Annotated in this window: 11 protein-coding genes; 7 read left to right on the plus strand and 4 right to left on the minus strand. The window is 47.5% G+C overall.

All coding sequences use genetic code 11. From position 1 onward, the window contains the following. Position 1: 1 nt before the first annotated feature. Positions 2 to 1075 (minus strand): FecCD family ABC transporter permease, encoded by a 1074-nt coding sequence (locus NKT06_RS05550; RefSeq protein ID WP_301289862.1) that lies wholly within the window; start codon positions 1073 to 1075, stop codon positions 2 to 4. A 99-nt stretch (positions 1076 to 1174) separates the two neighbouring features. Further along, entirely contained in the window at positions 1175 to 2905 is a 1731-nt protein-coding gene (locus NKT06_RS05555; protein WP_253431043.1) for an AraC family transcriptional regulator, read from the minus strand. 657 nt (positions 2906 to 3562) lie between these two features. Here NKT06_RS05555 and NKT06_RS05560 point away from each other — a divergent pair. After that, positions 3563 to 4564: a Gfo/Idh/MocA family protein gene (locus NKT06_RS05560; RefSeq protein ID WP_253431047.1), complete on the plus strand. Its 1002-nt coding sequence runs from the start codon at positions 3563 to 3565 to the stop codon at positions 4562 to 4564. Between the two features lie 21 nt (positions 4565 to 4585). Continuing rightward, positions 4586 to 5209: a pyroglutamyl-peptidase I gene (locus NKT06_RS05565; RefSeq protein ID WP_253431050.1), complete on the plus strand. Its 624-nt coding sequence runs from the start codon at positions 4586 to 4588 to the stop codon at positions 5207 to 5209. A 1124-nt stretch (positions 5210 to 6333) separates the two neighbouring features. Here the strand turns inward: NKT06_RS05565 and NKT06_RS05570 are convergent. Both NKT06_RS05570 and NKT06_RS05575 read right to left on the minus strand, forming a co-directional pair. Further along, the gene (locus tag NKT06_RS05570; protein ID WP_253431054.1) at positions 6334 to 7176 is read right to left on the minus strand and encodes a 1,4-dihydroxy-6-naphtoate synthase; all 843 of its coding nucleotides are present in this window, start codon (positions 7174 to 7176) and stop codon (positions 6334 to 6336) included. Next, positions 7173 to 8078, minus strand: coding sequence for a futalosine hydrolase (locus NKT06_RS05575; RefSeq protein WP_253431057.1), 906 nt, complete (start codon positions 8076 to 8078; stop codon positions 7173 to 7175). Before NKT06_RS05575 ends, NKT06_RS05570 begins: the two co-directional genes overlap by 4 nt. A 1182-nt stretch (positions 8079 to 9260) precedes the next feature. Between NKT06_RS05575 and NKT06_RS05580 the strand changes: the two genes are divergently transcribed. From NKT06_RS05580 to NKT06_RS05600, 5 genes are all read left to right on the plus strand, one after another. After that, positions 9261 to 9650, plus strand: coding sequence for a GntR family transcriptional regulator (locus NKT06_RS05580; protein ID WP_036606399.1), 390 nt, complete (start codon positions 9261 to 9263; stop codon positions 9648 to 9650). Continuing rightward, a complete protein-coding gene (locus tag NKT06_RS05585) occupies positions 9643 to 10545 on the plus strand; it encodes an ABC transporter ATP-binding protein (protein ID WP_253431060.1) in 903 nt (300 codons plus the stop codon). The genes NKT06_RS05580 and NKT06_RS05585 overlap by 8 nt, the downstream gene beginning before the upstream one ends. Further along, a complete protein-coding gene (locus NKT06_RS05590; RefSeq protein ID WP_253431063.1) occupies positions 10520 to 12547 on the plus strand; it encodes a hypothetical protein in 2028 nt (675 codons plus the stop codon). The genes NKT06_RS05585 and NKT06_RS05590 overlap by 26 nt, the downstream gene beginning before the upstream one ends. A 697-nt stretch (positions 12548 to 13244) precedes the next feature. Next, the gene (locus NKT06_RS05595) at positions 13245 to 14180 is read left to right on the plus strand and encodes a hypothetical protein (protein WP_253431067.1); all 936 of its coding nucleotides are present in this window, start codon (positions 13245 to 13247) and stop codon (positions 14178 to 14180) included. A gap of 80 nt (positions 14181 to 14260) precedes the next feature. Beyond that, complete coding sequence (locus tag NKT06_RS05600) at positions 14261 to 15286, plus strand: alpha/beta hydrolase (RefSeq protein ID WP_253431070.1); 1026 nt, start codon at positions 14261 to 14263, stop codon at positions 15284 to 15286. Positions 15287 to 15307: the final 21 nt, after the last annotated feature.

The following is a 15307-nucleotide window of genomic DNA, read 5'->3' on the forward strand; positions in this document are numbered from 1 at the left end:
GCTACAAGGCCCTCCTTTCTTTACGGGCCAGATAGAGGAAGAACGGTACACCAACAAAGGCGACCATAATGCCTACGGCGAGCTCCTCGGGCGGGTTCACGATGCGTGAGCCCAGATCGGCGAGCACCAGTAATATCGCTCCAAGCAGAGAAGACATCGGAATGATGAGTCGATAATCCACACCCACCAGTTTGCGTGAGATATGGGGGATGACGAGTCCGACAAATCCAATCGAGCCCACTGCCGACACGGACACACCAGCCAGCACAACAACCGCTGCGAGGGCGAGAAACCTCGTCCAGCGCAGGTTGATCCCGAGATTAATCGCTACTTCTTCACCGAGTGACATCAGCGATACACGCCGGGCGAGTGGCATAATCAGTACGAGTGTGGCGAGCAGCACGGGAAGAATCAGCTTGAGATGCCGCCATTCAATTCCGCCAAACCCACCAGCATACCAGAAGGCCAGATCCTGACTCAGGTCAAAATAAATGGCAACGCCTGTGCTGAGCGAGGTTAACATGGCTGCAATAACGGCCCCGGCAACGGTCAGTCTGATGGAATTCAGACCACCAGGTGCTGCCATGCCAAGCAGGAAGATAAGCAGTGTGCCCAGAACAGCCCCCACGAATGATAAAACCATGATCCAGCCATATGACAGTCCGGGCCAAAAGGCAAAGCTCAGTGCTACGACAAAAGTGGCTCCAGCATTGATGCCCAGAATGCCCGTGTCTGCCAGCGGATTACGCGTAATACCTTGCATTAAAGCTCCTGCAACGGCAAAGGCAGCGCCGATCATAACCGCGGCAAGGACACGAGGCAGCCGTAGTTCATGAATAATCTGATGTGGTGTCAAAGCCGGGTTGTACTGAAATATGGCAGCCCATACAGTTTCCAGCGTTAGCCCTTTGGCACCTAAAGAGATGGCGACAAACATACTTAGCAGCAGTATGGCGACGGCAGACAAAAACGTCAGCCCAACGGTCACTGCAGATTTTTTTGAATTAGACGGACGATGTGGCAGTCCCGGATGTTGAATACGGGTCACTCCTTTGGTACCAACAACGCATTTCATTGTTATTGATTATCATTATCAATTAGTGATCATTATAGAATCTTAATTCAGGCCCGTACATGGCATAAATTAAGATTCTGGAGATGGACATTTTTTAGATTACATAAGTGAAGGTTTGTTCGTCAACATAGAGAGCGCTTCATCGAGCTGGATGTTGATGGAATATGGAGCATATACGACCCATGAGTTCCAGTCGATGAGATGTACACGTCCGTTTTTTACCGCATGATGGCTGTTCCATAGCGGATTCGAAGCCATCTCTTTCAACAGTGTTGCCTTTTCATGCATAGAATTAACCGCCAGCACCAGCACATCTGCCTCCAGTCCGTCCCATTCTCCTGGTGTGAAGGGCAGCCAGTTGAATCCGACGCCGGCAGGTTTGCCAGCCAGTTCGGTCTGAATGCGCTGAGGAGCGGCCAATTGCAGACTGCGGTAAAAGACATGTCCGAAGTTGCGATGGCTGTACATCCGTGGACCTTTAGGCGTTAACGTGCCAACGGCAACGGTAATATCCCCGGCTAATTCCTTGATTTTTTTGCGTGCACGCTCGGCTTTGCGCTCATGTCGATCGAGCCAATCTGTGGCTGCTTGGGTACGATCCACAATGGATGCAATCTGATGCAGATGACCAAAGACGTCTGTCTGGTTCCAGGGAATCGTGATGATAGGGGCGACATCGCCAATGTGCTCCATGGCTTTTGCTGCTGCATTGTCCTTGGTCAGAATCAATTCAGGATTCACATCCAGGAATGCCTGACGTCCCTGTTCCCACGGTTCATAAGCGTGGAAGGGCAGTGCCAACGATTTGGGCATATGAGGCAGGTGGCCCTGAATCTGAGCTGCACATGGCGTGATACCCAGTGTCATCAGGTGATCCGTGTATGGATAGGAGAGTGACACGATATTCCGGTGGACTTGCTTCGAATAGGAAGTTGGCGCATAACCAGCATGGTTCCGGAAACGTCGGCTGAAATAGAATTCGTCACGGTAACCCACTTTGCGGGCCACATCACGGATACGCAGATCGGAAGTGAGCAGCAATTCCTTGGCCCGGTTCATACGCAGATGCGTGATGTATTCAATCGGATTCTTTTGCATGCGACTCTTGAATAGCTGTGAGTAATAGGACGGGTGCATGTCAGCCAGTTCAGCCAGCTTTTCCAGCTTGATCTCGTTCATATAGTTTTCGCGCATGTATTGCAGGGTGGACCTGAGCCACTGTTCGGGTTCATCCTGCCCAGCCGCTACGTCAGTCGGGTCTTCTTGAGGCCAGAGCATATGTAACAGTTCCGTCAGGAAGAGCTGTGCTTTCAAGTCTTTTTGCGAATTATCGTTGTTAAGTTGTGTAAGCTGTACGGCAATGCGCTGTATACCGTAAAAGGGGCCCTGAATCCAGCCTGTCACAGGTGAACTGAGCTCACGTTCGTAGATTCGTCTGGCTTTGGTCTTCTCCGTAGCCCGATACAGATCGAAGTGAATGATATATAGTTCAATATCATGGTCTGCATCTCCGATCAGTTCAATTGCAGTTCCTGGTGTGCACAGACAAGCTGATTTGCGAACCACGAGGGATTCGGTCCCATTCATGATCAGTTGGCCTGTGAATTTGTGCATGTATATAAAGGTATGATGAGCAAGCTCAGTAGTGGACCAGCGCCATTTACCACGAGATATTATATGTTCTGCCTGACGAAGTTCGATCAAGGTATCATCCAGGAATGCATCCAGATTTGCCCGGTTTAAGGGTTCCTTTTCTGCATTGGCATTTGTCTGCTGATGCAACAGATGTGGATTCATGCCGCTGTGGTCGGTACCAGGGATGGTAGTCATGGTGCTATGCGACCTCCTCTCTTATGAAAAGTTATTTGGGTAATGATTGAATCTGGAACGGGACTATATTCGCTCGAACCTGAACGTTTTTCTTGAACATCTATTGATGCGTTTCGCATGATGTTATGATTACTGGCTGCCTTATCAAAAGCACGTTTGCGGTATAGTTAGATGTTTTATACATGTAAGACGGGTATAGGATATGTTGATCAGAAGGGATGGATAATGTAACCGGTTTGTCCCCAGGACGTGTCTCCAAACTCGTTGATGTGCATCTTTTACCGCCTTTTCGCCCCACACAGCGTCACTTCCCTTTGACGTGCCCCGGCACGCCTACGGAAAACCTTTCTTGCTTGGAACGAAAATTCAGCAAAGACTGTTTCCTTCGGAGTTTTCAGACACGCCCTAGTTACAAGTCAGCTTAGGGACAAGAACTCTTGACCCAAGTCTGCTGATAATCTTAGCAAATCTACTGGAGAATTGAAATGTACACAGAGATGTTCGAGTCCCTGATGAGCTGGAATTCTAATGAGAGTACATAATCGAAATCGTTTTCTGACGTAAGCCTTTCTTTTTGGTAAAATAAAGGGGATAACCTGTTGGCCTGATCTGAATCATGAACCTTTTTAACACCATTTGCAGTAGGGAGGCTTTAATATGACAGAAGTAGCGGGACGGGACAAAGTACGTTGGGGCATTATGGGCACGGGATGGATTGCATCCCAGTTTGCAAGGGATCTGGAGCATGCCGGGAACGCAGTGAAAGCAGCGGTAGGTTCACGGACAGCGGGAAGCGCGGAGAAGTTTGCAGCTGAATATGGTTTTGCACGCGCTTACGGTTCTTATGATGAGATGCTGCAAGATCCTGAGGTAGATATTATCTATGTGGCAACACCTCATCCTGTGCATAAGGAGAATGTCATGGCTTGTCTGGAGGCAGGCAAGGCGGTGCTCTGTGAAAAGCCGTTCACGATGAATGCGCGTCAGTTGGAGCAACTTATGGAGACGGCACGGGAGCGCAACCTCTTCCTTATGGAAGGGATGTGGACACGCTTTTTGCCGCCGATCGCTCAAGCCAGAGCATGGATTGCAGAAGGACGAATCGGTGAAGTACGTTTGCTCCAGGCAGACTTTGGATTCCGTGTCGGCTGGGAGCCGGAAGGAAGGTTGCTTAATCCCGATCTGGGTGGGGGAGCTTTGCTTGATGCAGGGGTGTATCCGATCTCCTTTGCTTCGATGATCTTTGGCGAACAGCCCCAGCATGTATGGAGTACGGCCAATATCGGTGAGACGGGGGTGGACGAGCAGTTTTCCGTATTATTGTCCTATTCCGAAGGGCGTTCGGCATCACTGAGTGCTGCCATTCGTCTGAACCTCAGCAATGAAGCGGTCATATACGGTACGGAAGGCAAGATTCGTCTCCCTTTATTCCTGGCGGGCAAAGAAGCCTATCTTCATGTGAATGGTCAGGACGAGCCGGAGAAGTTCACGGATGATCGAACATGTATTGGTTATGCTTTTGAGGCAGAAGAAGCGGGACGCTGTATTCTCGAAGGTCGGACGGAGAGCCATACCATTAAACTGGACGAATCCCTGGAAATCATGAAACTGATGGACACGATTCGGGGCCAGTGGGGATTGCGTTACAAATCGGAGTAAACAGACAGGAGCTGACGTGTGATGGTGAAAATTCTGATATCCGGGTTTGAACCTTTTGGCGGGGATGTGGTGAATCCAACAGGAGCGTTAATGGAAACTCTTGCGAACGAAGTGATGGAGGGTGCTGAGCTAAAAACAGTACTGTTGCCCGTGCACTTCGATGAATGTGCAGACTTGCTGATCGCAGAGATGGAAGCCTATCGGCCAGATGTGGTCATCGCCTGTGGGCTGGCCAAGGGCAGAACATCCATCACACCAGAGCGGATCGCCGTGAATGTCAAAGACATTCCGCAGGGCTCCTACGCGGATAACCAGGGGCAGCGTCCCGTGGACGAGCCAATTGTTGATGGTAGCCCGGACGGTTTGTTCTCCACGTTGCCTATACGTGCCATGGTGAATGACATGTCAGCAGCAGGTATTCCCGCAGCCGTCTCCAATACAGCAGGCACGTATATCTGCAACAACACGATGTACCGGGTGCTGGATCACATTCGAGTAGGGCAACTTCCGATCCGTGCCGGATTTGTACACTTTCCGGCCTCGACAGAGATGGCTGTATTGCAACCTTCCGTCCCTTCGCTACCTATACCCGTGATGCTGGATGCGCTGCGGATGATGATTCGCACCATTGTGGCTGATTCGTAGGGAATGCTTGCGAGAGTAGGCATGGCTAACGAGAATAGATACGGCTAAGAGGAAGAGAAGAAGGATTAATTAGAAGTGCGTTTGGAAGTGGGAGTAAGGATTGGATGTAGGAGTAGGTAGGAACAGGACGAAGTCGAGAGCGTGAGGTTGAGTAAAGCAGGCGTACTTTCTGCTGAAATATAAGTCAAAAAAAGAGCTGTCCCGTCGTCATACGTCTGACGTTAAGGGACAGCTCTTTCTATTTTGTGTGTCATGTATGGTCCAACATGGTTAGTGAGGTCAGTCGCTAGTTTGCAGTGGGTATCTCGCCAGTTTAACTCTAAAACCGCAAACCGCAAACCCCAAACCCCAAACTGTTAAACAGGTAAGGCTTATACCACACTTTTGCTAGAAATTAGGGATTTAGCGAAACAGGTTACGGGGAGTTTAAAGGACAGACTCCGATTCATGAGCTTTCTGAATACGACCTTTATTTAACCCTAAGTAACCAAGCACTAAAAAAACAAGACGTTAGAACACCCACATCACCTAGGCTAGCTAAGAGGTTTGTATCCCCGAGTGTACCCTATGCAGTACTCTAACGAAAGGAGCGCACGTTATTCGCTGGAAATATGCACAAACCAATTTCTAACGAATCGTAGAAGCCTTATTGTGTGAGATTAAGCGAGTTTGTTGGTGATATGACCGATTTCTAGCTGAATAGAGTGTCTGGGATTCGTTAGAATTTTTGACGTATGATATTCGGCTGAATAAGGTGCATAGGATTCGTTAGAAAAGAACCTGCGAATTTGTAGCACCCTAAGTCTACACTTACAAACCATTTAGATTTCGAATCCCCGGATAGGCTTCTACGAAGCTTGCTCCTCAGAACGCCTGGGGACGGACTTTAACGAACCGAGAGCTCGCTATTCGCCGAAAAATAGGCACATCGCAATTTCTAACGAATCGTAGAAGCGTTATTGTGTGAAATTAAGTGAGTTTGTTGGTGATATGACCGATTTCTAGCTGAATAGAGTGTCTGGGATTCGTTAGAATTTTTGACGTATGATATTCGGCTGAATAAGGTGCACAGGATTCGTTAGTTTTAGAGCGTACAGCTAGCTATAGCTCCAAATCAAGCAATGTTAAATCCGCAACAGATCAAGATCGAACTCGGGAACGAGTCCTTCTTTCATGGCACGTCCAAGAAGTGCAGTAATCGCACCGTAGCCATCATCGCCCAGATTAGCGCTGAATTCGTTAACATACAGTCCGATATGCTGTGCAGCTACGTCAGGGTCCATTTCTTGGGCATGTTCCATAACGTATGCTCTCGACTCATCCGGGTGCGCCCATGCATATTCAACGGAGGCGCGTGCCCATCCGGCGAGGGCATGAGCATCCATGTTGCGACGTGCAATGATTGCTCCAAGCGGAATCGGAAGACCCGTATCGCTTTCCCACCAGTTACCAAGATCCGTCATCAGTTTGAGGTCATAGTTCTGGTACGTGAAGCGTGCTTCATGGATAACAAGTCCGGCATCGATCTTGCCGTCTCGCACAGCAGGCATGATCTGGTCGAATGGCATGACGACAATCTCACCTACGCCACCGGGAACATTTTGTGCTGCCCACAGACGGAATAATAGATATGCTGTCGAGCGTTCACTTGGCACAGCAACCCGTCGTCCAGACAGATAGGCTGGATCGGTCGTACCGTTTGCGGTCAGAACCAGCGGACCACATCCTCTGCCGAGTGCGCCTCCAGCAGGAAGCAGAGCATAATCAGATAACACGTATGGCAGTGCTGCATAAGATATTTTCATCACTTCAGGTGTGTCGGGTCCATCTGGATTTGCCGCCAGACCATTGGTAATATCAATATCAGCATAACGGACTTCGAGCTCAGGTGCGCCCGGGATCAAACCGTGCACCCATGCGTGAAAGATAAATGTATCATTTGGACAAGGGGAAAATGCAATTTTCATGATGTAATAACCTCCCGTAAAATGGAACTTGCAGCCTGGAGCGCATCGAGGGCATCCTTGATGCGCCAAGCGTCGCGGTCGCGTGGACCGACCGCGTTGGATATGGCCCGCAGTTCGAGTGCTGGCACGCCGAACTGCTGGGCAGCGGTTGCCACGCCGAAGCCTTCCATGCCTTCGGCGGCGGCATCCGGCACGCGGCGCAATAGCTCCGCGGCCGTCTCCGCTGTTCCGGTCGCCGTGGACACGGTGACCGCCGTGCCTCCGCTGACAGCGAGCCCGGCCCGCTGCAGCTCATGGCGCAAGCGAGCGGCTAGCTCCGCGTCCGCCGCTACAATGGACGAGCCGAATCCGAGCTCGTCCACACTAAGGAAGCCGTCTGGCGTCTGCGAGCCCAGATCGGCAGCAACCATGGCGTCGGCTACCACGAGGGAGCCGACGTCTGCCCGGCCGGGGAACCCGCCGCCGATGCCGGCACTGATCACCAGCATGTAGGCTGGTGAATTTCCGGCCCCGGCAAGGGGCCCCGGCCTTGAAGATGTGGCAGATGTCTGTGCCACATCCGATGGGCTTGGCGCGGTGGAACCGTGCGCCAACGCACTTGTGCTTGCAGCCGCTACGGCATATGCCAATGTAGCGGCTGTTCCCGCAGCGGCTGAGGCTGGGCCAACGCCCGCAGCGATGACGTCAAAACGTTCCGCGGCCGTATCTCCCAAGCCGCGGAGGACCGCATCTTTTTCCGCATCCACCGCGGTGACAATTAACACACGTGATGATGAAGTTGTTTGTACGGAACGGATATCTGAAGTGGTTATTTCCCCAGTTATTTCCCTCTGGTGTCCACTGGTTTCGAGTGATGCGTTCGGTTTATTATTCTGCTGTTCATCCTGTTTATGTTCATTCATCTCGAATTCTCCTTGTGAGGTATTAAGGGTGTAACAGATGCTTTGGGAGCAGCTTTCTATAGAAAGCTTTAGCTACACTTCTTCGGTTCTATTCCTGTTTTCGATATTTCCGTGTGAATGTATAGTTCAACTTGCATCAATTGAATTGGGGCATATACTTGTCCACTACAAAAGGACACTCATCTCATTTTTGTCTTTCAAAGAGTGGACACTTTTTCTAAAAAGGTACTATACCTATCCGGGAAAATGAAACACTACATATAGATGTTTTGGGATAAAAGAGTGTAAATAATCTATATGTAGGATATCAATTCCAAGTTGATTGCTCATGTCCGTGTCCACCTTTTGAAAGACATATCTACAATATGTATGCCCAGTAGGGACAGCACAAGTTGGCACTCCAAACGAACAAATAAAAGATTGAAAAGGCTGAAGGCTGCACAGACCCAGACCCAGACCCAGACACAATCAACGCTAACCCTATATCAATCTTCAAATTTCATACCAACAAACCAAATGAATAATGGCCGAGTCTACACTCGCCCTCTCACAGTAGCTCATTTGTGCAAACCCGAACTTAAAGCAAGTACATAGTCTCGCTAACTCTAATTTAGCTGCCTGCTGAACAGCCAACTACTGTGCAGACAATAGATCTATAACGGAAACCAATATTATATAACGCATAACAGACCTAACAATCAATCAGGTTAAACGCGCACAAAAAAGTAATCAAGATACAGAGATTATCGAACAATATTCATTTCCATCATAACGGAAGGGGGAAGACCTGAACAACCTTTGTATGTCATTTGGACAAACATTAAACGTTAAACGTTAAACGTTAAACGTTAAAAGCAAAGGTTTCGTGTAGACGGATCACTTCAAGTAGTCGTAACGCTTCCAATAGCCCACTTTGCCTTACCTCATGTGAATGCTACCCAGATTATGCCCCATCCTAAGGTGAAATGAACTTGCTCCTAAATGTTCTATATGTCAAATAAACCATATGTTATCTCTCTCTTTAACGTACTCCGAATAAAACAGGAAGTCAAAGTTAACGGTTGACAATGTGATTTAACTGTATTAATAATAGTAGTACAGTTAATACACCTAATACACTTCAGATACAGTCATTTAAACCCATAGGTTATTTCACACACATTTACAGAAAGGAGGTGCGGGATGTTCGAATTAGATGTACGCAGCCGTAAGGCGATCTACGAGCAACTTGTGGACAAAGTCAAAGAAATGATCGTATACGGTATTCTAAAGCCCGACGAGCAGCTTCCTTCCGTTCGTGCGTTATCCACGCAGCTGACTGTGAATCCAAATACGATTCAAAAAGCGTATCGCGAGCTTGAACGTGAAGGTTACATCTATTCTTTGCAGGGAAAAGGAAGCTTCGTATCATCGTCAGTGGAACATCCGAATGAAGCCATGAGAGATGAGATCAGAGAGTCTCTGGTGAAGTTGATTGCAGAAGCTTCGTATTCCGGTTTGACCAAAGCGGATATGACGCTTTTGTTTGAGGAAGCGATGGCCCGTATAGAGAAGGAGGAGCCTCATGATTGAGCTGAATCAAGTCGTCAAAGCGTTTGAACAGGAAAAGGCAGTGGATGGCGTAACGATGCACATACATAAGGGGTCGATCTATGGTTTGCTCGGTTCCAACGGGGCAGGTAAGACATCGCTGCTCAAAATGATGGCTGGCATTTACCGTCAGGATAGCGGGACAGTTCGTATCGAAGATAATGAGATTTATGAAAATATGGATCTCAAAGGCCGCACAATCTTTATGGCAGATGCGCCCTACTTTTTCCCACAATCTTCAATAACTCAGATGGCTGCATTTTATCGTTCGGTATATCCACGCTGGAACGAGGAACGGTTCAAGCAACTGGCGACCGTGTTCAAGCTGGATGTCAAACGCAAGTTGCATCGCATGTCCAAAGGCATGCGCCGTCAGGCAGCCGTATGGCTGGGACTTAGCTGTATGCCTGAAGTACTGCTGATGGATGAGCCGATTGACGGCCTCGATCCGGTCATGCGCCAGCAGATCAAAAACTTGCTGTTCCAGGAAGCAGCTGAGCGTCAGGTAACCATTGTCATCTCGTCGCACAACTTGCGTGAGATCGAAGATCTGTGTGACCATGTGGCGATTATGCACAAAGGCCGAATTATTGTAGAGAAGGATCTCGATGATCTGAAGGCCGATACGCATAAAATCCAGGTCGCTTTCCGCCACCCGGACCATGCTAAAGCCATGGATGAGCAGATTGATATTTTGCATGAAGAGAAACGGGGAAGTGTATCCCTGTACATTGTCAAAGGCAACCGACAACAGGTAACGGAACAATTCCGTATACATGATCCGTATCTGCTGGATGTACTGCCTCTGACGCTCGAAGAAATATTTATCTACGAAATGGAGGACGCAGGGTATGATATTCAACCGATTGTTCTGTAACCGGGGCATCCTGATCCAAAATTTCAGACAGCATGGATGGATAGGCATTTTATATCTCATCACATTGTTGTTCTCACTTCCATTATATATCGCTACCGAGTACAGGGATGTGCCAGAGCAGATTACAAGTTTGTTTCAGGCCAATGGTGAAGTGCAGATTTTGTTCGCCATTACGCTGCCCGTAGCGGCTGCAATCTTTCTTTTTCGGTATATTCAATCAGGTTCACCTTCTGATCTGTTCCATAGTTTGCCGTTACGTCGTAAACATCTATTAACGGTTAATCTGTTGACCGGATATGCCTTGATCCTGCTGCCAATCTGGATTACAACTGCGATTACAGGCTGGGTATGGGCTGTACTGGATCAACCTGCTTTTCTGTTCGATGGCAGTACAATCTGGATGTGGGGCTTGAGCATGAGTATCTACTCGCTGTTTATGTTCATGCTAACTGTGGCGGTCGGCATGTGTATTGGTCAATCTGTATTGCAGGGGCTCACCGTGTACGCGCTACTCTTGTTACCTGTTGTTGTGTGGTTCATTATGTCACTTCATCTCCAGCATTATTTGCTTGGATATCCGTACGATGAATTGGGACGTAATGCGGAAGAAATGTCACTTGTTCTTCGTGTAGCTTCAATCAGTTATTCTCCTGTCACTAATGGAGAGCTTATAATCTATTCGATATTTACAATCCTGTTTATTCCGCTGACTTATGTGCTCTATGCGAAGAGACAGGTTGAATCCGCTACGCAAGCAGTTACATTCACTCTTGTGAAACCTATATTCCGCTTTGGTTTAATGTTTACGCTGGTTCTGATTGGCGGAGCTTACTTCACGATTATTGCTCCAAGAGGATTAGCCGGATGGGGAATCTTCGGATACATTCTTGGTGGCGTTGTAGGTTATATCGTTGCCGAGATGATTATTCGTAAAACATGGTTGATCTGGAGCAGCAAGTTACTACCCAAGATGATTCTATATGGTATTATCGCTGGTCTGATACTGTACGTACCTATTGCCGATTGGAATGGATACGCTGCCCGGGTGCCTGAACTGAATAAGGTTAAAAGTATCAAGCTTGGCGGAGAGCGTTACATCTATAGTAACGGTGTCAATCAGAAGATGGATGACGGTCACCTCTATTCTAATGATGCGGAATACATGGGGGCAGTTATCGCTCTTCATCAAAAAATCGTGGATTCCGATCTTCCTTTATTAAATGATCCGATCAATCCAGGGATGCGTAACGATGAGTATATATTTATTAACTACAAGCTGGATAACGGCAAGGTGATGAAACGTAAATACTATATTCCAGAAGCTGAATTCCATCAGGAATTGATGGCTCTGAAACAATCCCAGGACTACAAAAGAGTTGCCTTTGAAACGTATAAGCTGGAAGAAGATGCATTAAGTTTTGGTATTCGCTCTTCCACTAGTTCATACCGAAAGGTGTATATTAGCAATCCAGAGCAAGTCCGTGAATTCAAGGAACTCTTGAAACAGGACATTTTGGATCAGACCTACGAAGAACAGCGCTCTCCGTGGCAGTCGTTTGCTTATGCAGAGATGAATCAGGACTCTACTTCGAAAGATCCATTTCTACCGAGGGAGATGTGGAATTTTGAGATCAAACCTAGCTATGATCGGGTAATGGCTTGGCTGAAAGAGAACAAATTATACGATCAGTTGCTTGTCCAGGCAGACGAGATTGTGTCCGCTCAGTTTGCGAAGCAGGAGATTAACAGTCCGGGTTCGCTTCAGTGGGCGAACCCGGAGCCCGAATATATCGATGGGAGTTTAAGCATCAAGAAGCAGGTCGCAACCCAAAATAAAGAAATCATTAGCGATCTGCTCAAACGTCAACGGTCTGGTTATCTAACCGAGAAAGATACCATCTATCAGATCAAGCTGAATGTGACTCGTGGCGAGAACATCTACATGATGCTGAAAGAAGAAGATCTGACCGAGGCGATGAAAGCTATTCTGGTCAATCAATAAGCTGAGTTATGTAGGTTGTTAACCATAAGCGGGAAGGGTTCTCCCGTTGATTAAAGGGTTGATATTAGACAAGGAAAACTATATAAATTGAACTAAACTATTTACACAAAACGGAGAGGACAGAAAGGACCTGAAGAAGCGGAGCGTGCGCCTACAAGCTTTCTGCAAGAAAGCTACATCGGAAGCATACGCTATCCCCGGATTTCCCCTTTATAAAAGGAATCAAAAAAATCTGGGGATAACAGCGATCGGAAGGTTGTTCTGTCATCGGAGTGTGCAGTGTAAATATTCTTTAATTCAATTTATATAGACTCGACTTGACCAGATACAGTGAATGGAATATATTAGAAAAAGGAAAGATTTGAGCGACTCGTTCAATCGAATCTCATATGGAACGGCTTATGAGGGAAGCACCCGTAAGAGCAGGCAAATGCCTGACTTGCGGGTGCTTTTTTGTCGTTCGCTGATTTCGTTGGCTATTCTGCTACATATTTTAGAAGAAAGGGTGTAGAGACGCATGCAAACAGAAGTGTGGGAGGAAACGATAAACGATCAGGAGGCCATGTTAGCGATGATATGTGGTTGTTCCCTATTGGAACGATCAAGCTCACATCACTTCATAGATCATCATGGTTTGGTGGAAGGAAAGAAGGGTCGAAAGCCTATCGAAGATTTAGCTTTAGAAGGTACAGTTCAAATGGAGACAAGTTTAAGTCTATCTCATGTTTTGACAGGATATAGCGTTAGTCACGTAGCACGTCAAAGTAAAGTCCAACGATCTCATTTGCGATCATTCGCTCATCTTTTATTTGGACCACGCCTGCTCATAGGGCTTGTGATTTTGTTCGGCGCAGGCACGATGTATTTTGCTTCTTCAGTCGAGGCGGCGGGCATAGATCTTGGCGTAACCGCGCAGAAAGCCTGGGACTCCGTTTTGAAAAAAGCCGATGCCCCAACCAAGTTAACGTTGAAGCAAACGTATGAGAAAGTAGGGAACTGGAAGGCTCAAGAGCAGACTTGGGAACAAAAGACAAAGACACTTCATGCCGCCAATACCGCTGAATTGGAGCGATTACGTGTAGAAATAAGACAAACCGATGACGCGAAGATCGCGGCTCTAACTGAAAAAGTAAAACAAACCCAAGCCCGATATGAACCGCTATTCGCCCTCTATAGTTCAGTCAATCATCAGCTGGATGCAGCCAAAGCCATCAAAAATAAGGAATGGAGTGTAGCGATTCGTACGCAGGCAGACACATTGAGACCCGTTGTACAGCTTGCCAGAGAAGACATTCGGATCAAGAAAAAGGAACTTGCCGAAGCACGTAAACGGAAGAGTGCTGAAATAAAACGTTTACGTATTATGCTAGCAGGAACCGACTCCGCGAAGAAACAGATTCAAACGGCTAAAAAACAGGCGAGTCTGGCGAAAGAACGATATTCGGGCGCATTACAACAGTTCAAACAGAGTACAAAGCAAGGTCAAACGTCACGTGTACTCAGCTCATTGAACGCATTGGCTTCTGCAGCAGAGAAGTGGGCAGGCACAAAACAAAATATTCATACACTGGAGCAAAAAGTATCCACTACATATATTAAAGTCAGACAGGAAATCGCCAAGAGATCCAAATAAGAGGAAACCCGCTCCTCCCCGCAACGTACACCACTTTAGATGTAAAGACGCTTCGATGATGATGGAACGAGGTGAAACTATTGCAGTCCAAGTTGGAAACAAAACTTACGGGGGCAAGAGGGTTTAAACGTAAACGGTACTGGATTCCCAGCGTTGTACTCATTTTCATCATAGGTTTTATTGGAATTGGTGCACAATGGACACCAAAAATAACGGTATTTTTATTAAAATCATTTATTGAAACTGCTAATCAAGATACGAACAGTAAGGATGGTATGATCGCGGAAGGGGTAACTCGTGTTGCGAATGTGCCCTATGCAGACGAAGGCCTTAATGACAGTACGCTGGATATCTATTATCCTTCCGTAACATTGGTACCTTTGCCTGTTGTGTTGTGGGTTCATGGCGGTGGATGGGTCTTGGGTGATAAAGAAGATATCGCAGATTATGCCGTACAATTAGCCAAACAGGGTTACGTTGTGGTTAATATGAATTATGCGCTCGCACCGGATACAAGATATCCCATTCCCGTGATCCAGACGAATCAGGCTTTGACCTACGTGAAGAACCATGTCAGTGAGTATCAGGGTGACCCGGAAAACATATTTCTCGCAGGCAATTCGGCAGGTGCCCAGATTGCAAGTCAGACTGCGGCAGTGGTGACGAATCCATCCCTTGCCAAGCTCATGAATATAACACCATCCGTTCAGCCAGAAGAATTACGTGGGGTTCTTCTATTCTGTGGTCCTTACAATCTAAGTACGGTAGCAAATACCGGCTTTCCACTCATAAGGACATTTCTCTGGTCATATACGGGAGTCAAAACATTTGAAGACTATCCACGTCTGCATGAAATGTCGACCGTGCTTCAGGCCACAGCAGCGTACCCGCCTGCATTCATTACCTCAGGGAATGATGACCCGTTGACCGGTCAATCGATTGAGCTGGCACAAGTCTTGAAGCGCCTTGATGTTGAGGTGGAAACCTTATTTTTCTCGAACTCGTTAGAGAAGCTGGGACATGACTATCAATTTGATCTGGAGACTGAAGCTGGACAACAGGCGATACATTCGGCAGTACGCTTTATGCAACAGTATAGTCGATGAGCAGATAAGTCTGTGGTACAC

Source organism: Paenibacillus sp. 1781tsa1 (assembly GCF_024159265.1).
Taxonomy (GTDB): domain Bacteria; phylum Bacillota; class Bacilli; order Paenibacillales; family Paenibacillaceae; genus Paenibacillus.